Source organism: Alphaproteobacteria bacterium GM7ARS4, assembly GCA_014332745.1.
Lineage (GTDB): Bacteria > Pseudomonadota > Alphaproteobacteria > GM7ARS4 > GM7ARS4 > GM7ARS4.
The window spans coordinates 40,808-62,764 of sequence record JACONL010000004.1 but is presented as its reverse complement, the minus strand read 5'-3'; the positions used below and the strand labels follow the sequence as shown (position 1 = coordinate 62,764).

The window sequence follows — 21,957 nt, the reverse complement described above, 5'->3', positions numbered from 1 at the left end:
CTCCACCGTGAGAATACGCTCCTTAGAGTCAATCTTTTGAGAGAGCGCATTCAACACCGTCGTCTTGCCAGCCCCCGTGCCTCCCGCCACCACAATGTTTAAGCGACAGGCCGCCGCAATATCCATAACCTTCGCCATCCCCTCAGAAATACTGCCATTACGCACCATGCTATCAAGACCTATCCTCTGCTTGGCAAACTTACGTATCGATATATAAGGGCCATTGGACGCCACAGGCGGAAAGGCAATATGCACACGACTGCCATCCAACAATCGAGCATCCGTCAGAGGACTGCTCTCATCCACTTGACGCCCCACACGAGACGCCATGCGCTGGGCTATGTTCATAAGATGCTCTTGGTCACGAAATTGCACATCAATGACCTCCAACTTGCCTCGCCGCTCCACATACACCATGCTCGGCCCATTAATCAAAATGTCATTGATCGTATCGTCCTCTAGCAACTCGTCAATGGGGCCCAAACCCAACATGTCATCGACAAGTTCCTTCGTTATCTGATTCTGTTCTGTGGCATTGAGCCTTATGGAACGTTTGGTGATAGAGTCATTGAGGATGAGACTGATCATATCATGGAAACTCTCCCTATCCATCTCCCGAGCATCCTCGATGTTGATCTGCTTGATAACATCATTGTAAAGAAAATCCCTATCTTCCTTCGTGATGACGCTCCGTCTGGCTGAGCGCGTCACCTCATCCACAGCCCCTTCATAAATGCGCGCAATGTCACGACTTCTTTTCTCATGCACATCAGACGTATCGCCTTCTACCGACTGCGCACCCGGGGCGCCATGGGCGTCATGGACATTGGCGTCATGGTAAGACGCAAAATCGCGGAATGCCTCCTGCTGCTGGTCAGCGGAAGGATAGCCCGTATCTGGCATGCCTTGTGGCGCTTGAGGAGGCGGTGGCGCTTGCTCCTGTGGCGCGCTCTGTGGCTCTGCCACAGGCCTTTTTTTACCAAAAGCCATCGTCTTACCCTATTCTCTCTATCATAACGTTACCCAACACATGGTTCATGGTCTTGTTCATGGTCTTCTCCTCGCCTCTCACCCATCACGAGAACATCTTAGCAAGCGTACCCTTTTCCTTCCTTTTCGTCGGCCCTGTCTCGCCAAGAATATCACCAGCCAATAAGGCGATGCCTTGATACAATTGCGAGCGCGTATTGGAAAGAATATCACCACTATTCAAGGCATCCAGAGCGGTATTATCAAAATTGATCGTGTAGTCGATGGACGCCCCCGTCACATTGTGAAATTGCTCGGCATCGAATTCGCCTCGCCGATACATGCCCTTCTTATTGACGACAACAACGACACGCGTCTTACCACTGCCTTCATCGGTGGCAACCTTAAAGAGTTCTACGGCATTGCGAAAACCGACAATGTCCGGCGGCGTCACAATGATCAGAATCTGAGCATTCTCTATCACGGCAGCACACGCCTTATCAAGCCATCGAGGCGCCTCGCATATGGTACAACGAAAGAAGGGGTCCACATGGCTCAGCAACCCTGCATACTTCGTCGCAAAACGCCCACCTTCTGTGTCATCCTCTACCCTCCCGCTCAACAAGGATAAACGTTCGTTAATCTTCTCAGTAGAGCGGTCAAGAAAGAGGCGGTCAACCCTATCGGGATGACGCAACGCCTCAAAAATCGCCACATTAGGCTCACGATTATACATCAAGGACAATGTCGCAAACTGGGTATCAAAATCGATCACGCAACTATGACGCTTATTCATGCCCGACAAATACAAACCTACACCTGCTGTGATGGTGGTCGCACCACACCCCCCCGTTGTGCCAATGACGCCTATGAGCTTGTTTGCCCGCGACGCTCCAGAACGCACATTAAAGGCATTATATAAATTCTCCATATTGAGCGGCTTGACAACATAGTCGGTCACACCAAGACTCATCATCTCCCGATAAAGGTCGATGCTCCCGCTGTCGCCTATCAGCACCAATGATGTATCGGTGTCACACAGAGACGCCAGATGTATGACATCCCGAGCGATGTCCCTCGATTTTGATACATCGACAACGAGACGACTGGGCGATGTGCGCCCTGCCAGCTCTTTAATCGCCTGCTGAATACCGCCACGCTGAAAGTCGATGACGGCAAGACGATTCCTGTCGGCAAATCGGCTCAAAGCTTCCTCAGAGTCCTTATCGCTCAGGAACGCCAACACGCCCTCTTGGATTGCCCCTCCCGACCCCGTTCGATGAATAGCCATCACAAAACACCCTTTATTGTTTTAAGGAACACACCTCTATATACTAATCCATGATGGGGAAAAAAACAAGGACAAACTGATGACGTCCTATTGTCCGCCAAAAGCACCACCACCGACTAAACCGCCCCCCTGCTCTCCTCCACCGCTTCCTTCTTCATAACGCTCCACAGCGGACGCGCTCCGTGGCGATAGCGCTGGCTCAAGCTGCTGTGCCCGATACAAATCTTGAGGATAAGCCGCCTGTGTCGCCCGATTATGTTCCACCACACAGCCACTACGTAAATTCGGAGAAGAGATATTACCGCCTACTTGATGGATTTGCGCCACATCCAAACAGGAAAGAGGAAGAACGACATAGCGGTCCACACTCACCATGACGCTCTTGCCATCTTGGGCGGGAAGAGGCGCGTTGAGAAGATGTCCAGCGGGCGCGCCGCTCACATGGACAGAGATGTCACGCGCCCGCGCCCCTAAATCAAGAATATAGTGACGCACAGCGCCAATGGCACGATGGCTCATGTCGCCATCAAGGGGCGTGATACGATAGGTGAGTTTCGAAGGACTCCCCTGAGACTCAACGATACGGGCAATCATAGGCAATTGAGGCGCGAGAGGAGTCGCCTGAGAGAGATGAAGGAAAAAAGAACGCGTCTCACGTTTCACCATAGGTTTCGCCAAACCCTCATGGAGCTTACGATGGGACGCGGCGTCCTTAATGGTCGAGCATGACGTCACCGCAAGGCATGCCATCATAAGGATAAGAAACGTGGCACGATGACGTCTCATTTCACCATGAATCCCCCAATATCAAGATAGCCTGGCAAACGCAAAACATCCTCGCCGCGTTCTTCCGTATCTGGCTGATATTCAAAGATACGACGGGTGAGGACACGCTCCACTTGCGTGTTAAAATGCCCGTCATCAAGAGGTGTGCGTAGCACCTCGGTCGATACCGGCTCGACCACCAGAGGTGTGACGATGATCACCAATTCGCTCTCCCGACGACGAAAACTATCAGAACGAAACAGCGCGCCAAGAACGGGAATATGACTCAAAAAAGGATATTGGTCCACAGCGCTATTCAAATCGCTCTGCAACAAGCCGGCGATGGCAAAACTCTGCCCGCTGGCCATATCAACGGTCGTGCTGGCGCGACGCGTGCTGAGGCTCGGAATCCGCAACCCATCCGCTGTTACCAAATTAGAGGAACTGACATTGCTCACCTCAACATTGATATTGAGGGAAATCCGTCCAGATGTCAAAATGGTTGGCGTAAATTCCAGCGACACACCAAAGGGGCGAAATGTGACAGATGTCCCTTGATTGTTGCCACCAGCGGTAGGCACACCGATCTCCCCTCCCGCTAAGAAACTCGCTGTTTCCCCCGACAGGGCTGTCAAATTAGGCTTTGCCAATGTCGTGACGAGATTTTCATCCTCTAACAAGTCCAGCATGGCATAAAAAGCGCCCCATGCCCCGCTAAAACCTAACAGCAAATTCTCAGCGGATGCGCGACTCACCTCCGTGATGATGTTGCCCGTAATATCGACAATGTCCGATTGATTTTGTTGGGAGGATGACGAGCCGCCGCCCTGCTGTGAACGATCCTGCCTGAACGTGCGGCGAAATGCCGAAAAGACTTGGTGGTCGCCAGCCGTGCGCGCCCCTTCTAAATTCACACCGATGAGCTCCCCTACCTCACGACTCACCTCCGCCACCCTGACCTGTAGATTGACTTGATTCGCACCTGCAACCGCTACATTGTCTATCAGCAAATCCGACTCAGCCCCTAACGCTTGGAGATATTGCTCCGACAATCGACGCGCCGTGAGCGAGCCTTGCGGCGTATCCACCTGTCCCGTCAACATAATGCCACGAGGCGTCGATAGGACATCGATACGAGAATCGGGAAGCAACGTATCAATGGTGTTTTTTAACTCAGAGACGTTATAGGCAACGCGTAAATCCAAGACGCGCACAACTTTTTGATTGAGGCCATAACATATCACGGTGGTGCGCCCGGGCTGGCGACCGTAAATGTAAAAGGTGTTTGCGGAACTCACTTGCACATCGGCAACAGAAGGGTCAGCAACAAAAATGTCAAGGAGAGCATCCTCTGTGGCAACGACTTTTGCCTGTGAGACCTCAACCTCGACAATGTCATACTGATAGTCATCGCCTAGCTCGGGGGGATTATCCTCACCATAAAGGGGCATCGCCCAATAGCCTGCCCAACACCCCAGCACAACAGCACAGAGAGCTGTCACCCGCAAGCCTTGTCGCCAAAGCCTATGCCCGACAGCACGGATGGACGTGTCGTTATAACGTATCATTCGCCCCGCCCTCCCCGAGAAACGCTGGGAAGATATGGCACAATCTCTTCACCTAATGCCTCTGTATTGCCGTGCGTGCCACGTTGCGCCTCTTGCTTGTCCACTTTTTCCTTGTGAAGAACGAAATTAATAGAGCCTAAACGGCTTGACACCGAGAGTTCTTCCGCTTGGCGCGGCGTGACCTCAAGGGTTGCGGTGAATTGACCCCCTGTCGATGGACTCGCCTGCTCGCCCGAAGACACAGCATTGTCGATGATCGAGACACCGCCAATGGCAAGCACCCGAATATCACGCAATAATGTGCGACTAGAGGGAAGAGACGTCCCCGCCCCTTGTCCGCCACCACCGCCCCCCAAAAATGTCACGATGACATCAACCCTATCATCAGGCGCAATGCTGTCACTGACACTGGCATAAGATTCCACAGGCACGGTGATGGCAGACATGCCATACGCCATGAACGCCTTGAGAGGACTCCCATCCTCACTGGGAATATGGACTTGCTCCCGCCGTAAGAATGACCCCGCCGCCAGATTCTCTAGGACAACACTCCCTATTAAATCCTCCACCGTATAGTCGGCATCACGCAAATAATCGTCCCGCATATCGTCCTTAGGCACAGCCTCCAATGTTAAACTATTGACACCGATGACCGTGCCCCGCTTGAGGGGAACGGGAATGACAAGGACATTCTCCGTCTCGATAGGAACAAAAATATCCTCATCCCCCACCAACTCCTCAACACTCACCGTCTCCTCCACCGGCTCTTCATCCGAAGAAAAGGGCCTGATGACAAGCAAGATAAAGGCAAGTCCACCCACGACAACTAAAGCCAACTTCTTTTGTTTCTTATTAAGAGCCATCGCTTCCTATGCTCCCTCTCTCACCCCTACGTTAAACCTCTCGCCACAAAATGACAATCCACACCATCTCCACGCCTTTATCCACATCTCTCACCCTAGCCATATTGCGCGCCTATGGCAAGAAAAAACGACCATAGTGCATCCATGCGACAAGACCGCCAGCACAGGCTATGGGAAGGGCAAAGGGAAATGGGTAACCACGCATAAATCCTATGAAGGGACGCCCATCCCTTCGTGCCCGATACCATAAATATGGGACAAAAAAACACACAAAAACACCCCCCAATAAAAACGTCAACATCACGAGAGACACCACATAGGCTTCGCCAGCCCACACAGACATGGCTGAGAGCCATTTGACATCACCAGCGCCAAAACCGCCAAGATGATAGAGCACAAGCCCACCCATAAACACGCAACCACCATAAAAGAGCGGCATGACAATGTCCCACCATGGGATGGCATGAGGCACAAAGATAAAGGAGACCCCCCACAAGAACAAAAAGACATAGGAACAGCTGTTAGGGACGATACGATAGGCCGCATCCGCCACCGCCCCCACCAGCAAAACCGCCAAGGACAACGCCAGCAAGACACCCCCGCCAACAGCATTAATCCCCACAGCACTGACGTCGTAACCTGTCATCCTTCACCAGGTCCCAGTCCCTGACGCCCCACACGCCCTCTATGCCCCCCCTTTATCTCCCCCTCCATTTCCCATGAGCAAGCCCCCCCCTCACAAGGCACAACCAACCCCTTAGGAAGCGCAATCAGACTTGCTAGTAGCACCCTGTTTACCCTTCGTGGAGAGACGGCACTCGACTTCCTTCAAAGCCTTGCCTATCTCATCACCCACCACCACTATCAGCGCAAGCAGACTTGCTGGCAGCACCATCTTTACCCTTCGTCTTGAGACGGCACTCGACTTCTTTCAAAGCCTTGCCTACCTCTTCACCCACCAACGCCAACGAGGCGATGGCAACAACCGACACAAGAGAGCCTATCAGGGCATACTCTATCATCGTCACTGCCTTACGGCTCTTCCAAAATAACTTCAACATAGCGTATCCTCACTTTTTTATGTTCACACCCCCCTTATCGTTGTTTATAACCTCTTTTTTTCGTTTTGGCAAGGAAATTTTATCATATTCACATCATATCCACATATATCTCCGCATGCGTGTGACAGCGATGGCACAACTATGACGATGTCTCGAGGCGCACATTGCCTATGGCGGGAATGGGCTGTTTGTCCAACATACGGGCAACGTGCAAGAGATTGTAGGTGAGAAACTGGGTATTACGCTGGGTGAAGGCGTTGTCTTGCCCCTCCTCAATATAAGAGGGCCCCGGACCCGCTTCACCCACCCAATAGGCGTCAGCTTGGGGAGGAATGGTGAACCCCATATGCTGTAAGGCATACAGAACAGAGCGACAGGACTCCTTGCCCCCATCCTCGTTGCCTGTGGCGATGACACCCGCTACCTTATTGTAGTAGATATACTGCCCGACATCATTTTTCTCGGCACTGAAGGCATAGAGACGTTCAATGACCAACGACGCCACAGAGGATTTCTCGCCGAACCAGATGGGAGTCCCAATGATAAGAATCTGCGACGCCATGACTTTAGCAAACAAAGAAGGCCAATCATCTTTCGAGTCCACACGCTCCTTCATGCCAAAGGGGATATAATAGTCGACAACGCGTATATGCTCGCATGTGACGGACTCTTTCTCGAAAATCCTCTGAGCGTAGGCACAGAGTGCCTGTGTGTTCGACTCTTCATCGCTCTTTTTGAGCGAACAATTCAAAAAAAGTGCTTTCATGCGTTTGTCCTCACCTTATGAATGGTCTCCCTTCACATTCTCCTATCATGGAGACCGCCATGTTGGTAGAATGCCCTACCCGCCAGAGAGGATACTATACCCATACCATACCCTATGTACCCCCATAAAGAACATCAAGACGTTACACTTTTATCTCCTCTTATCATCCATAAAAGGTGACGTCCTATGCCTGCTATGCCTCTCATCCGTTCCCACACACTCCTGTTGAGTGTCGCCATCTCGCTCCTCTTTTTGAGCTCATTCCTCTTGTTTGCCATCCAACCCCTCATAGGGCGAATGACGTTACCCCTCTTAGGGGCAGCACCCACCATATGGGTCACCGCTGTCCTCTTTTTCCAAATAACCCTCGCTCTTGCCTACATGTATGTGGACATTGTGACACGCTATACAAGCTTGTCGGCGCAAATGTCTCTCCATTTTTCCCTCATGGTGGCGGCGTTGCTTTCTCTCCCTTTATCGCTAGGCGTCTTAGAGGACACAGAGACAGCCGTTGCGACCTCCATGCCCGTTCTGTTTCTTCTTCAACTCTATATCCTTGCCATTGGCCTGCCTTTCTTTGTGAATGCCACAACAGCGCCCCTCTTACAAAAATGGTTCAGCTATACACGCCACGCCCATGCTCGAGACCCTTTTTTCCTCTATGCATCGAGCAACGCTGGGAGTCTCTGCGCCCTCGTTGCCTATGTCGTCATCATAGACCCCTCCCTCACAATCCCTGAACAAAGCCACGTATGGTCTGTCGCCTTCATCGTCTTCATGGTAGGGGTGGCGGTGTTTGCTCTCTTCGCATCGACTCACACCCCTCTTCCTCCCACCTATCAACAGGCACAAAGCCCTTCCCAACCAGCGCCTCCCCCCTCCATCACACAGCGCATGGCATGGTGTCTCTATGCGTTTCTCCCCTCGAGCCTCCTCCTCTCGACAAGCGTCTATATCACCACAGACATCGCTGCCATTCCCTTCCTCTGGGTCCTCCCCTTTATCCTCTATCTGCTCACCTTCATCATCGCCTTTGCCCGTAAGCAACGTATTGGCTTGCGCCTCATCCTCCATCTCCATACGGCCTTTGCCATCCTCTATGCTCTCACACGTTTCGCCAATTCACTCTTCGATACCATCCTCTCTATCGGTATCGCCTTAGGCGTCCTGTTCAGCGCATCCCTCTTGTGCCACCATAGGCTCTTTAATGCGCGCCCCGCCCCCGACTATTTAGGACAATTCTACGTATGGCTCGCCGTGGGCGGCGCCTTAGGCGGACTCTTTAATGTCGTCCTCGCCCCCCTCCTCTTCGACTCCCTCATAGACTATGCCATCATCATTATCCTCATATGCCTCTTCCGCCCAGCGCAAATCTTCCAATGGCGCGCTCAAACGACAACAGCGCCATCACCCCCCACGCCACACCATGCGCTACGCTTACGCCTCTATGATGTCATCATCCCCCTCGCCTTGTGCATCATCCTCGCCATCGCCATACACCATGCCTCCCTCAATAGCCTGGTTGCACAAGGCTTTGCCTTCGCGCGAGAACAGCCCGTTATCGCTATCCCCGTCATCATATGGTCTCTTATCCTTATCTCCATGACGGCTCACCGCCCTTTGCGCTTTGCTTTAACCCTTGCGTGCTTTGCCTTCCCTCCATTCTTCGAGACAGCGCACAACGTGGAGAATGTCTTCGAAAAGCGCAACTTCTTTGGTGTCTATCGCATTGTGAAAAAAACAACAGAAGAAGGCTCTCTCCACCTCCTCAGGCACGGGACAACCATCCATGGCGGACAATGGTTAGACGAAGAAAAACGCACACTGCCCGCCATCTACTACGAACCAAGCAGCCCCTTTGGCGCGATTTTCCGCGCCTTGCGAAAGCATAAGGAGGCGCTCTCTGTTGGCGTCCTCGGACTCGGCGCTGGCACCATCGCATGCTATGCAACAGACAAAGATCGTTTCACATTTTTCGAACTCGACCCACTGGTGGCACAGATCGCGCAAGATGACTCCCTCTTCACGTTTGTGCGCACATGCGCACCAGAGGCGCGCCTACAAATAGGCGATGCGCGCCTCTCCCTACAACAAGAAGACGATGCGTCCTATGACCTTCTTATCATCGATGTCTTTAGCTCCGATGCCATTCCCGTCCACTTGCTCACCGAAGAAGCCATCGACATGTATTTCCAAAAACTCGCCCCCCATGGTGTCATGCTCTTTCATACCAGCAACCGTTATCTCGATATTTCCTTGCCCCTTATCTCATATACGGCCAGCCACAACATCTTTTATCGACAAACCCACCATATCCCGACAGCCCTCTCGAGAGAAAAATATGCAGCGGAGACCGGAAGCTTCGTCCTCATGGCACAGAGCGACGCCTTCTTGGGCGACTCTTTCACCCGCTCACTCCGTTGGGAAAAAATTCCCCCGCCACCTTATATACGCCCATGGACAGACAATTATGCCAATGTCCTCGCTACGTTCCTGACAAGCTATACGACAAAGAAAGATATGCTGGCCCTGTCCGATATGATTCGCACCCATTATTTTACCTATACGCCCACGCCTCCCCCCACCCCGCCGACAACACCCGCCCTCACGAAGTAGCGCGATAACGTTGTAAGCCTCGCTCAAGGTCTGCTAACAGGTCATCCACACTCTCAAGCCCCGCATGGAGACGTATCAGCACGTCTTGCCCTACAAAGGCGGGAGGAAAACGCCTCTCCTTATGGGCATCAGAAGGCATGATAAGGCTTTCATACCCCCCCCAACTATAGCCAAGACCAAAAAATGTCATGCCATCCACCATAGAGGCCAGCGCCTTCTTGCCTCTATCCTCCAGCGTGAAGGCAAAAAGCCCACTGGATCCCGAGAAATCCCTCTGCCATAAGGCATGGCCCGGACATGAGTCGAGGGCGGGGTGCAAGACAAGGCGCACATCTGGATGCGCCTTGAGCCATGACGCCAACGTCAGCGCATTCTCCTCATGCTGTGGCATACGCACAGCAAGGCTACGTAGGCCCCTCTGCCCAAAATAGCACGCATCAGGGCCAGGGGCGTTGCCAAAAGCAACCACAGCCGATTTGATACGCTTAAAGTCACAAGGGTTGCATATCACGACACCCAACATGGCGTCAGCATGCCCCGTGATATATTTTGTGGCAGCCTCGATGGTGATGTCCACGCCATGCTCGAAAGGATTGAAATATAATGCCCCCGCCCATGTGTTGTCTATGACGGTCATGATGTTCCTTGCGCGCGCTATGCTCGTGATGGTCGGCACATCTTGCACCTCAAACGTCAGAGAGCCCGGCGACTCCATGAAAATCAACCGCACATGGTCGTCCATCGACGCCACAATGTCATCACCAGCGGTTGGAGGGTAAAAGATTGTCTTGACACCAAATTGCGTGAGGTATGTCTTACAAAAACGCCTCGTTGGCTCATAGACATTGTCAGCAACCAAAATCGTATCGCCAGCGCGCACATAGGCGAGTAACACACACGCAATGGCCGACAGCCCAGAGCATGTCGCAACGCCCTTCTTATCCTCCCCGTAGAGACATGCCACCCCCTCCTCAAGAGCAAAAATGGTGGGAGTCCCCATACGACCATAAAAGGTGCGCCCAAAAGGATTGCGACGCGCCTCTTCCAAGAGCGCAAGGGACTCAAAAAGCACAGTAGAGCCATGATAGATGGGAGGATTGACAAGCCCTTGATAGAGGTGGGGACGCCTGCCGCCTCGAACCGCTATACTATGCCAATGGGAAGGCAATTTTTTCTTAGACGCCACGCATGTCTCCCGTCCATATGTTGTCACGACATACATCGCCCCATTCCGCCCAAGAACCATCATAAACACGCACAGAGTCGTTGCCAAGCATGTGAAAAACAAAGGCAAGAAGACATGCCGTGATACCAGAGCCACAGCTCGTTATCGTCTCCCTATGGATGTCCCCTCCCACAGAGTCAAGCAAAGCCGCTAAGGTGGAAGGCTGGTGAAGACATCCTTCAGTGTCCGTCAGCTCAGTGAAAGGAAGATTGATACTATGGGGAATATGGCCACACGCCAAGTGAGGACGAGGCTCACGCTCACGCCCTAAAAAACGCTGACGAGGACGCCCATCGACCAGCTGCACACGAGGATTGTCTAACGCTTGGCGCACATCATCGAGAGTCGCCCGATAGCGCCCACGTCTATCCTCTGCCAACGCCTTCATGACGCCCACATCCCCGCTTGTGTCCCCGCCTCTATCCTGATGGGATGTCACATGCCGATGACGCATGGCTCGTTCCTCCATATCACCGCTCACCACAGGATAGCCCGCCTGTTTCCATGCGCTGAGCCCGCCATCAAGGATAAAAACATGGTCATACCCAAAACAACGCAACATCCACCATAGGCGCGCGGCCGACATCATGGTCGCATGAACATCATAGACAACAATGGACTGCTGACGTATCACGCCATGACATATAGCCCATGACGAAAACCTCGCTATAGAAGGCAACATATGGGGAAGAGTGCTGTGACGACACGCTACGTCATCAATATCAAAAAAAGATGCGCCTTCAATATGCCCTTGCTGATACGCTAACAACCCTTTCGACTCTGTACGCGTGTCATCGCCTAAAAACCAACTGGCATCGAAAATCTTGTGAGAGTCCCGTTCACGAAAAAGCCTATGGACGTCTATCAAAGAAGACAATGTCATCATATCGTCCGTCATGAGGCGGTCAGCCAAGGCGGTGTAGGCAAACCTTTGTCGTGGAGAAAAGTCGGGTTAAACAATTTGCTCTGATAACGACTACCTCCATCACAGAGCATGGTCACGATGGTATGCCCTCTCCCCATGTCGCGCGCCAAGCGGATGGCGGCGGCGATGTTAATACCACTCGAACCACCAAGAATAAGCCCTTCTTCCTCTGCCAGCATAAAGAGTGTCTCGAGAGCCAAGACATCGTCAATTCTTATGGCGTCATCAATGGTGATACCCTCAAGATTGGCGGTGATACGTCCTTGTCCGATACCCTCTGTGATGGAGTTGCCTTCTGCCTTGAGCGTGCCATGCTGATAATAATGGCATAATGCCGACCCATAGGGGTCGGCAAGAACGATACGAACAGACGGCTTTTTTTCTTTGAGGGCAAGACTCACGCCACCGATCGTCCCACCCGTTCCCACAGAACAGACGAAAGCATCCAGCGCGCCGTCCGTCTGCTCCCATATCTCTTGGGCTGTCGTCTTCCTATGGGCTTCTCGATTGGCACAATTATCGAATTGATTTGCCCAAAATACTTTTTTTTGGCTCTTTTCTGCCAAAGAGGCCGCTAACGTTTCAGAATAACGCACATAGTTTTTCGGGTTCTTATAAGGCACAGCGGGCACTAAATGGAGGCGCGCGCCACAAAGGCGGAGCATGGCCTTCTTTTCCTCGCTTTGCGTCTCAGGCATGACGATGACGCTGTGACACCCTCGCGCCCGCCCAACCAAGGTGAGGCCGATACCCGTATTGCCAGCTGTGCCTTCAACGATCGTGCCGCCCTCCTCTAAACAATGGCGGGAAAACGCATCCTCGATAATCCCCCGCGCTGCCCTATCCTTGATAGACCCGCCCGGATTGAGAAACTCCGCCTTGCCTAGTATGTTACAGCCCGTGCGGTCAGACGCCCGACGCAAACGAATAAGAGGCGTGTTGCCAATAGTCTCGATGAAGCCGTCTTTTACTGCCGACACTTATTGTTCATTGCGTAGTTGATTGACGAGCTGCTTCGCATCCTCGTATTGGATAGCGCCTCGAACAACCGTATCACCAAAAATAAAGGTGGGTGTGCTGGCAATCCTCAACCTCTGACGTAAGGCATAGGTCACGGCAAGGGACGCATTGACGTCCGATGCGTTGGCATCTTCTCCAAGACGTTCGATATCCGCCCCTAACGCTTGCGCCGTGGCGATGGCAACATCCTTGTCAACGCGCCCCTGATGCTCATAGAGGGTGTTCGTCAACGCTGCCGCCAACCCCTGCTTGTCAGCGGCAAGAGCAACACGCGTCGCCTCCCACGAGACATCACCGCCAACGATGGGAAGGTCGCGATAGACAAGGTGAATGTCCTTATCCTCCTCCACTAAACGAAGAAGAACAGGATGGGCTATGCGACAATAACCACAATTGTAATCGGAAAACTCCACAATGGTGAAACGACCCTCAGGATTCCCCATGCTCACACCACCTAACGCCAGCAAATTCTCGGCATGAAGAGCGCGCACCAACTTGCTCTTCTGGTCATCGAGGAACAGACGTTCATCGATGTCGATCAACTCAGGCATGATGACCTGCAAACGGTCAATAGCGCCCAACATCTGCTCCACATCACCAATAACACGCTTCTCCTTGCCATAGACATCAGGCACCGCCCAACCTCCCGCCACAAAAGAGACGCATAGACTCCACAAGGCAAAACGATACCCGACGCGCCCCAGCCATCGCCCTCCGAAACGCCTCCCGAAACCCCTCCCAAAACCATGTGATACGATTGTTTCTAACATCATTCTCTCCTTACCTCCCATGCTCATCATCCTCCCTTATCGACCTATCCATACGCCCCCCCTGTACCCCCCCTGTACCCCCCCTGTACCCCCATGCCATGCCCCTCATTTTATGATTGCCTTCCACACGACTTCCCTTATATGTAAGAAATATGTTAAGGGAATGCCATCCGTTGACGGCAACATCCATATCGTCTACATACCTCTTTTACCCCGACTATACCATAGTATTTTGAAAAAAGAATTTCCTCGTTCACCCTTCGCCCCACAGCAATTTCCCTCTCTCCTCCCTATCACAGGATTGTCCATGAACGCCCTCTCGAGCGGCGTGAAAAAGCATGGCGCTCTCGACCTTGCCCTCTTCCTGTTGCCTGAGGGGAGTCACGTGGCTGGGATTTTTTCTTTATCTGATTGCGCATCCCCTGCCGTGGCATGGTGTCGCCATATCCTGCCACGTTCTAAGCCTCGCGCCATCATCGTCAATGCTGGCAACGCGAACGCCTATGTTGCCAAGAGTGGCGAAGAGAGTCTACGCCTTATCACAGAAGCCCTCTCCCATAAACTCGCCATTGCCCGAGACTCCATCTTCATGGCATCCACAGGCGTCATCGGCGTGAAGCTCCCCACGCAAACCATCCTGTCCCAACTGGAGAGGCTCTGCGCAACCCAAGAGCCTCACCAAGAGGCATGGCATCATGTCGCTCAAGCCATCATGACAACAGATACCTACCCAAAAGGCGCATGCGCCACATGCGCTATCAACGGCAAGACAATTACGCTCAGTGGAGTCGCCAAAGGCTCAGGCATGATCGCGCCCAATATGGCCACCATGCTCGCCTTTATCTTTACCGACGCCGACATACCAAAGGGAATCTTACAAGACATGCTCTGTGCCCATAGCGAAACGACATTTCACGCCATCGATGTGGATGGCGACATGTCGACGTCCGATACCGTCTTGCTCACAGCAACCCACTCCGTGCAGACCGACCACGCCTATGACACCATGCATGACCCCGCCTTGCAGGATTTCCGCAAAGCCCTTCATCACGTCATGCATACGCTCGCCCTCCATATCGTAAGGGATGGCGAAGGCGCGCAAAAATCTATCGACATCCATGTCACATCGGCATCCTCACACGTGATGGCGCGCGCTATCGCTACCCATGTGGCGCGCTCACCCCTCGTCAAAACCGCTATCGCTGGCGCTGACCCTAACTGGGGACGTATCATCATGGCGGTGGGGAAAGCGCGACAAAACATTAAGCAAGACGCTCTCTCTCTCACCATGTGCCATATACCCATTATCCAGAAGGGCGTGTGCGTCCTCACCCCCGAACAAGAAAAAAAACTCTGCCATGCCATGAACGGACGACATATCCCTCTTCATATTGACCTGAACCTCGGCACAGAGTCTTTTACCATGTGGACATGCGACCTCACCCACGGCTATATTGACATTAATGCTGACTATCGCTCATGAGAGCTATGCGCCGCCCTTTGTTCTCGCCTCGACCTTGTCCATAGACAAGAGACTCCCATGCAACCATCCCCTTCCTCTCCTTACGAAGCGACTCGCCTGCCGGGCTCTCCTTCCCTAGAAGAGTCAGAAACAAAGCCTGTGTCATGGCGTCCTCTGGGGCGTCTCCTCGCCATGACATTGCGTTATTGGGGAAGGCTTATCGCTGCCTCTGTTGCCCTCATCGTTGCGGCCTCCCTCGTCCTCGGTATCAACTTTGTCATCAAACATTTTGTCGATGGCAACCTTATCTCTGAGACAACAAGTTTTGCTATCACCCTGACGTGGGTGTTTATCTTCATGGCTGCTATCGGTGTCAGCTCGTCCCTACGCCTCTACTTTGTCGGGTGGATAGGTGAGCGTGTGGTGGCGGATTTGCGTTCAAGCGTGTATCGCCATATCATCACGCAATCGCCCTCCTTTTTCGAACTCAATCATAGCGGCGCTATCCTCTCTCGCTTGACGACAGATAGTGGTATCATCCAAACCCTTATTGGCTCTACGGCATCTGTCGCCATTCGCCATGTGGTCATCCTCGTCGGCGCTGCCCTGTTGCTCTTTTTCCAAAATTGGCGTCTTGCCTCCGTCACATTGACGCTTGCTCCTATCACCGTCCTTCTGCTGTTCTCCATTGGACGCAAGGTACGCACCTTGTCTCGCCATTCACAAGATCGTATTGCCGACATGAGCGCCTATGCCGAAGAGAGCTTACGCGGTATCCGCACATTACAAGCCTATAACCGCCAAAACGTAGACACACAACGCTTCGATGACCATGTGGAGTCCACATTCTCCACCGCCACGTCACGCCTACGCATGCGCGCCTTGATGATTACTATGGTCATGATAGGGATCTTTATTGTCATCTCGGCCATTATCCATGTAGGCCATCAAGAGATTATCGCTCAGCGTCTCAGTCTGGGTGAGTTGGTGGGCTTCCTCTATCTTGCCTTGCTGGCGGGCGGCTCAACAGCGGCCTTGACGGAAAGCTTTAGCGAAATTTTACGCGCGGCAGGCGCTGCCGAACGAATCTTCGAAATTAAAGACAGCCATATCGATATTCGCTCGCCTGAAAATCCCGTCCCTCTGTCGACAAGCCCACAAGACACCACTGAGATTACAGAAGGCATCCGTTACTCAAGCCCACCTCCTGGACACGATACCCCTCAACAAGAATACACCATCGAATTCGACGGCGTCTCCTTTACCTACCCCAGTGGTAAAGGTATCGCCGCCCTCAGTGATGTCTCCTTCCATATCGACCATCATGAGACAGTCGCCATTGTGGGCCCCTCTGGTGCTGGCAAGTCCACGCTGTTTCAACTGCTCTTACGTTTCTATGACCCACAGACAGGCTGTGTGCGCCTCTGTGGAAAAGACATACGCACCCTCGACCTTAAAGTGCTACGCCAATGCTATGCCTTCGTCAGTCAAGACCCCATTATCTTCGCCGCCAGCGCCCGTGAAAATATCGCCTACGCCCGACAAGACGCCTCCATAGAAGAGATACGTGACGCCGCAAAAGACGCCGCCATCCTCGATGTCATCGACGAATTTCCTCAAGGATTCGATAGCTATCTGGGACAAGGGGGAATCCTCCTCTCTGGCGGCGAACGCCAACGTATTGCCCTCGCCCGCGCCTTCCTCAGCAAACCCATGATTCTCCTGCTGGATGAAGCAACAAGCGCCCTCGACTCAGAGCGAGAAAAACGCATACAAGAGGCTATCTATAAAATCGCAGGACAATGCACATCCCTCATCATCGCCCATCGTCTCTCCACCGTCATGCATGCCGACCGTATACTCGTCCTCGATAGGGGAGGCCTCATCGCCCAAGGCACGCATAAAGAACTCATGCAATCGTGCGACCTGTACGCGCGACTGGCAGAAATACAATTCGCCAGCCAACCCCATCCATAAACCTCAAAGCACAGGAGACACTCATGGCACTTACCTATACACCGCAACAGCACGCCCTTGGCACAAAAGCGCCCGACTTCTCTCTTCCCGCAACCGACGGCAAGACCTATGAACTGGCGCAATGTCGAGGAGAAAAAGCAACCATCATCATGTTTATCTGCAATCATTGTCCCTACGTGAAAGCCATTCTCAGCGCCATTGTCCAAGACATGAACGACCTCCTTCGCCTCGGTGTCGCCTCTGTCGCCATCATGCCTAACGACACGCAACGCTACCCCGAAGACTCCCTTGAAAATATGAAAGCCTTGAGCCACCGCATGCGCTTTCCATTTCCCTACCTCATCGATGAAAAACAAGAGGTGACCCGACGCTATGGCGCTGTCTGCACACCCGAATTCTTTGGCTATGACCATGCCCTCACATTGCGCTATCGAGGACGTCTCAGCGATAAGACAATGGCACACCATGATAGCCCGCAAAAGACAAGAAAACGCGAACTCGTCCACAGCATGGAACGTATCATTCAAGGAGAGACAGACATACCACCAGCACACCCCGCCATGGGCTGTTCTATCAAATTCCGCTAAATCAACGCCACAGGGTATGTCTGCTCGTTTGTCTATCCCTCTTGTTTTTGTGTCTCCCTACGTATATATATGGTTATCATGCCTCTCATTGGGTGGGGCATAGGGTAACACATCCTCTTTTTATGGCGCTCTATGGCTGATCCTTCATTATTACGTGAAATAGAACAAGACCTCCGCAACGAGAAGCTGAGGCGTCTCTGGAGACGCTTTGCGCCATGGATTGTGGGGGGTGTCGTCTTTGTTGTCGCTAGTGTCAGCGTGGGTGTGGGTTACCAGCATTATCAGACCCATTTACGCGAGAGCTGGGGCGACCTCCTCATACGCTCTCTCTCTGACACCGAAGAACAGAGCTGGCAGGACGCCAAGATTCCTCTGAAAGACCTCATAGGACAAGCCGCCGCTGGCTATGATAGCCTCGCCCGCTTCCAACAAGCCTCGCTCTATATTCAAGACAATAAAATAGAGCAAGCCATTGCCCTCTATGACCAATTGGAACAGCGCGCTGCCACAAAGCCCTTGCGCGATCTTGCCGTCCTCCTCTCCACATATTATCAATTGGACCAAGAGGATACGGATGTTCTTCTCCGTAAACTTGCGCCCCTCCTCGACAAGGATAATCTATGGCACGACTCAGCCTTGGAAATGCAAGGCTATCTCTTCCTCAAACAAGAGCGCTATCCTGATGCCCGACAAGTGTTCACCCATCTTCAAGACAATGACGCCGTCCCCCAAGGTATTCGCAATCGCGCCCGTGATATGCTCCTCTTCATCGGCAAGCAAAACCCCACACCATGATGACAAGCCCCCATACCCCCTGCCCCGTACTGCCCCGCCCCGTACTCCCCCACCCCGTACTGCCATGACATATCGTGCTATCGTCCTCGCCATAGCCTCTATGCTCGCGCTGTCTGCTTGTGCCGATGACGCGGTGCGTCTCCAAGGTCAACGTATCGACATCCTCACCCAAGGGCTTGCCTCGAAGACAATAGATGTCATGCCAAGCAAACAAGGCACTGTGACCCTCCCCGCCATGAAACGCAACAAATTATGGCCGCAAAAAGGCTTCACCGCATCACGCCGTGGCGACCACCTCTTCTGGCATAGGGATTACGAGGTTCTATGGAAGAGAGACATTAGCGACGGCGACGCCCATACCCTCACCTCACCCCCCGTCGTCGCCAGAGAGAGCGTCTTTGTCACCGATGAATACGCCAATGTCACAGCCTTCAAGGCATCAAATGGAGAGACGCTGTGGACAAGAGAACTCCTCGATGACGCCGACCATGTGGGCATTAGCGGCGGTATCGCCTATAGTAACAATATCCTCTATGTCACAACGGGTTTTTTCTCTATTTTTGCCCTCGATGCCACAACGGGAGAGACCCTATGGACATCCATGGTCAGCACACCAGCGCGCGCCGCCCCCACCGTCATTGGCGACACACTGCTTATCCTCACCATAGATAATCAACTCATCGCCCTTAACAAGAAAAACGGGCAGTTGCTATGGTCTCATCTCGGCATTGTGGAAGACATCGCCATGCTGGGGAGTGCCACGCCTTCCGCCAATTCGACAATTGCCGTCGCCGCCTATTCATCTGGCGAAGTCTTTGCCCTCAAACTCTCCAATGGCGCTGAGTTTTGGAATGATACCCTCGTCCATCAACAGCAGGAAGGAAAAGCGCTTCCCGTCTCCGATATTATTGCCTCCCCCGTCATCGGCGACAATGCCGTCTATGTCGTCAGCGCAAACGGCAACATGGTTGCCTTCGATGTGCGCTCAGGCAACCGCCTATGGGAACGCGCCATCCCAAGCAACCAAACCCCTTGGCTCAGCGGCGACTATCTCTTTACCATCATCGGCAATACAAAAATCGCCGCCATCGATAAAAAAGATGGGCATGCCGTATGGGTCAAGTCACTTCCCTCCACCCTGAATAATGACCCCGACCAAGAAGTCCACTGGCATGGGCCTCTTGTCGTCAGTCATAGCGTCCTCATCATGTCATCCTATGGCTCTATAAGACGCTACCACGCCGCCGATGGACGCTCCTATCGAGAAGAAAATCTCCTCTATGAACCCCTCTTCCTGCCACCAGTCGTCTCCAATGGTGTCCTCTACGTGCTCACAGGGGAAGGCACACTCGCTGCCATACGCTAGTGATACAGCAAGAAGGACACCATACCATCCCATCCTTTCATATTGCCCTCATAGGACGCGCCAATGTGGGAAAATCGACCCTGTTTAACCGCTTCATAGGGAGCAAAGACGCCATAACCCATGCGCACGCGGGAACAACACACGATAGACGTTATGGTACGATACACAAAGGCAACGCACGCTTTGTCTTCTGTGATAGTCCCGGCTATCACGCTCGTGATACAGAACGCCTCTTCGCCCAAAGCAGACACGCCTTCGAAGAGTGCGACCTCGCCCTCCTCGTCGTGGATGGACGCGAACCCCTCCATCCCGATGATGATACGCTCGCCAAAGACCTCCGCCGAGATAGAAAAAAAATCCTCGTTGTCGTCAATAAGTGCGAAGGACGGCACGGACAAGACACCCAACAAGACGCATGGCGCTTAGGACTAGGCGAAGCAATCCCCGTCTCGGCACTGAATGGAGAGGGAATCGATAGGCTTTACGACCATATGGCACAATGCCTCGACATCCCCCCTGAGGAAGAGCGTGAGGAAGAGTGTGACGAAGAATGTGACGAAGAGAAAACACCGCCAAGCACCCACGACAAGAACCAAAGACACCATCGCCACACCATAGAAAAACAGGATGTTATCTCTTTCGCCCTTATCGGCAGACCCAATGTGGGGAAATCGACCCTCGCCAATGGTATCCTCCAAGAAGAGCGCATGCTCACAGGCACAACGCCCGGACTCACGCGTGATGCCATCTCCCTCCCGTTCACACGCGGGACACAAGCCTACTGCCTCATCGATACGGCCGGCATACGCCGCCGCCACGAGAAAAGACACTCCATCGAAGCCTATAGCGTCTATGATTCCTATCAAGCCATCAAGCGCGCCCATGCCGTCATCTTAATCACCGATATTCGTGACGCCCCATGCCACCAAGACCTTGCCCTCGCCCACGACATTGAACAGCAAGGGCGTCCCCTGATCCTCGCACTCAATAAAGGCGACCTACGTGGCTTCTCCTCTGCTCATTGCGCCCTATGGCATGCGCAAAAAGAGCGCGGGCTATCTTCCCTCGCCAGCGCGCAAATGATCCCTATCAGCGCAAAGACAGGACGCAATGTGCATGCCCTCTTTACCGCTATGCATAGAGCCCATGACCATTGGCATCGCCACATCCCCACAGCGCCCCTCAATCGATGGCTGGGCCATGCGCAAGACGAACATCCCATACCCCTCAAACATGGTAAACGCCCTAAAATACGCTATATGACACAAACGGGACAATGTCCCCCGCAATTCCGTTTGTTCTCCCCACGACCACAGGATATTCCTCCCCACTACCGAAAATATCTCCTACGCCGACTCAAACGTCACTTTCACCTTGATTTTACGCCTATTCAGCTTCACTTTGTGACGTAATGGGATGGGATGGGCGCGACGCCATAGTCGTTTCCGCATGAATCACCCATATATATTATGATAACACATATGATGATACGACCATCATGGCATCACACCATCGCCTGCGTCACCCTGTTGATAGGGGTGATGTCATGTCCCGCCATCGCTGAGGATAAAACACCATCTATCGAAAGCATCGCCAGAAACTGCATGGCATGCCATGGGCGAGAGGGAGAGAGCGTGACACCCATGATGCCGTCTATCAGAGGCATGGCGCACGATGACCTCGTCGCCACGTTGCGCGCCTTTAGAGATAACACAAAGGATGCCACCATTATGAACCGCCTCATGGCGCCCTTTAGCGACAATGACATAGAAAACCTCGCTCGCTATTTTCAATAACCATGCCACAGCACACACACCAACCAACGTCATGGATAAAGGGAGAGGGGATAAAGGGAGAGGGGATAAAGGGAGAGGGGATAAAGGGAGAGGGGATAAAGGGAGAGGGGATAAAGGGAGAGGGGATAAAGGGAG

20 protein-coding genes are annotated in these 21,957 nt (G+C 52.9%); 8 read left to right on the top strand and 12 right to left on the bottom strand.

What is annotated here, in order from left to right; all coding sequences use genetic code 11:
* From GDA54_04555 to GDA54_04520, 8 genes are all read right to left on the bottom strand, one after another.
* Window positions 1-990: CpaF family protein (locus tag GDA54_04555; GenBank protein MBC6497574.1), on the bottom strand; the 990-nt coding region annotated here is incomplete at its 3' end.
* An 85-nt stretch (window positions 991-1,075) separates the two neighbouring features.
* Window positions 1,076-2,260, bottom strand: coding sequence for a hypothetical protein (locus GDA54_04550; protein ID MBC6497573.1), 1,185 nt, complete (start codon window positions 2,258-2,260; stop codon window positions 1,076-1,078).
* A gap of 87 nt (window positions 2,261-2,347) precedes the next feature.
* The gene (locus GDA54_04545) at window positions 2,348-3,046 is read right to left on the bottom strand and encodes a hypothetical protein (GenBank protein MBC6497572.1); all 699 of its coding nucleotides are present in this window, start codon (window positions 3,044-3,046) and stop codon (window positions 2,348-2,350) included.
* Complete coding sequence (locus tag GDA54_04540; protein MBC6497571.1) at window positions 3,043-4,593, bottom strand: type II and III secretion system protein family protein; 1,551 nt, start codon at window positions 4,591-4,593, stop codon at window positions 3,043-3,045. The genes GDA54_04545 and GDA54_04540 overlap by 4 nt, the downstream gene beginning before the upstream one ends.
* Window positions 4,590-5,456, bottom strand: coding sequence for a Flp pilus assembly protein CpaB (cpaB, locus tag GDA54_04535; GenBank protein MBC6497570.1), 867 nt, complete (start codon window positions 5,454-5,456; stop codon window positions 4,590-4,592). Before cpaB ends, GDA54_04540 begins: the two co-directional genes overlap by 4 nt.
* 112 nt (window positions 5,457-5,568) lie before the next feature.
* A complete protein-coding gene (locus GDA54_04530; GenBank protein ID MBC6497569.1) occupies window positions 5,569-6,102 on the bottom strand; it encodes a prepilin peptidase in 534 nt (177 codons plus the stop codon).
* 202 nt (window positions 6,103-6,304) lie between these two features.
* The gene (locus GDA54_04525; protein ID MBC6497568.1) at window positions 6,305-6,517 is read right to left on the bottom strand and encodes a Flp family type IVb pilin; all 213 of its coding nucleotides are present in this window, start codon (window positions 6,515-6,517) and stop codon (window positions 6,305-6,307) included.
* A 139-nt stretch (window positions 6,518-6,656) separates the two neighbouring features.
* Window positions 6,657-7,283, bottom strand: coding sequence for an NAD(P)H-dependent oxidoreductase (locus GDA54_04520; GenBank protein MBC6497567.1), 627 nt, complete (start codon window positions 7,281-7,283; stop codon window positions 6,657-6,659).
* Window positions 7,284-7,469: 186 nt separating this feature from the next.
* On the opposite strand from GDA54_04520, the gene GDA54_04515 reads away from it, so the two are divergent.
* Window positions 7,470-9,899 (top strand): fused MFS/spermidine synthase, encoded by a 2,430-nt coding sequence (locus GDA54_04515; protein MBC6497566.1) that lies wholly within the window; start codon window positions 7,470-7,472, stop codon window positions 9,897-9,899.
* Here GDA54_04515 and metC read toward each other — a convergent pair.
* From metC to GDA54_04495, 4 genes are read right to left on the bottom strand one after another with little or no spacing between them, the layout of a single operon-like run.
* Window positions 9,889-11,121, bottom strand: coding sequence for a cystathionine beta-lyase (gene metC / locus GDA54_04510; GenBank protein ID MBC6497565.1), 1,233 nt, complete (start codon window positions 11,119-11,121; stop codon window positions 9,889-9,891). The two genes, GDA54_04515 and metC, sit on opposite strands and share 11 nt — an antisense overlap.
* Entirely contained in the window at window positions 11,075-12,010 is a 936-nt protein-coding gene (locus GDA54_04505; GenBank protein MBC6497564.1) for a sulfurtransferase, read from the bottom strand. The genes metC and GDA54_04505 overlap by 47 nt, the downstream gene beginning before the upstream one ends.
* Window positions 12,011-12,018: 8 nt before the next feature.
* On the bottom strand, window positions 12,019-13,029 hold the full coding sequence (locus tag GDA54_04500; GenBank protein MBC6497563.1) for a cysteine synthase A: 1,011 nt from the start codon (window positions 13,027-13,029) through the stop codon (window positions 12,019-12,021).
* Complete coding sequence (locus GDA54_04495; GenBank protein ID MBC6497562.1) at window positions 13,030-13,842, bottom strand: DsbA family protein; 813 nt, start codon at window positions 13,840-13,842, stop codon at window positions 13,030-13,032. It lies immediately after the preceding gene.
* A 160-nt stretch (window positions 13,843-14,002) separates the two neighbouring features.
* On the opposite strand from GDA54_04495, the gene argJ reads away from it, so the two are divergent.
* The 7 genes from argJ (at window position 14,003) to GDA54_04460 (ending at window position 21,822) form a co-directional block, all read left to right on the top strand.
* Window positions 14,003-15,322, top strand: a complete 1,320-nt coding sequence (gene argJ, locus GDA54_04490) for a bifunctional glutamate N-acetyltransferase/amino-acid acetyltransferase ArgJ (GenBank protein ID MBC6497561.1) — start codon at window positions 14,003-14,005, stop codon at window positions 15,320-15,322.
* A 57-nt stretch (window positions 15,323-15,379) separates the two neighbouring features.
* Complete coding sequence (locus tag GDA54_04485; GenBank protein ID MBC6497560.1) at window positions 15,380-17,278, top strand: ATP-binding cassette domain-containing protein; 1,899 nt, start codon at window positions 15,380-15,382, stop codon at window positions 17,276-17,278.
* A 23-nt stretch (window positions 17,279-17,301) separates the two neighbouring features.
* Window positions 17,302-17,865, top strand: a complete 564-nt coding sequence (locus GDA54_04480) for a thioredoxin family protein (GenBank protein MBC6497559.1) — start codon at window positions 17,302-17,304, stop codon at window positions 17,863-17,865.
* A gap of 132 nt (window positions 17,866-17,997) precedes the next feature.
* On the top strand, window positions 17,998-18,660 hold the full coding sequence (locus GDA54_04475; GenBank protein ID MBC6497558.1) for a tetratricopeptide repeat protein: 663 nt from the start codon (window positions 17,998-18,000) through the stop codon (window positions 18,658-18,660).
* A gap of 100 nt (window positions 18,661-18,760) precedes the next feature.
* Complete coding sequence (locus GDA54_04470) at window positions 18,761-20,026, top strand: PQQ-binding-like beta-propeller repeat protein (protein ID MBC6497557.1); 1,266 nt, start codon at window positions 18,761-18,763, stop codon at window positions 20,024-20,026.
* Window positions 20,026-21,438 carry a ribosome biogenesis GTPase Der gene (gene der / locus GDA54_04465; GenBank protein ID MBC6497556.1) on the top strand — a complete coding sequence of 471 codons (1,413 nt, stop codon included), beginning with the start codon at window positions 20,026-20,028 and terminating at the stop codon, window positions 21,436-21,438. Before GDA54_04470 ends, der begins: the two co-directional genes overlap by 1 nt.
* A 69-nt stretch (window positions 21,439-21,507) precedes the next feature.
* A complete protein-coding gene (locus GDA54_04460) occupies window positions 21,508-21,822 on the top strand; it encodes a c-type cytochrome (GenBank protein MBC6497555.1) in 315 nt (104 codons plus the stop codon).
* The last annotated feature ends 135 nt before the right edge of the window (window positions 21,823-21,957 follow it).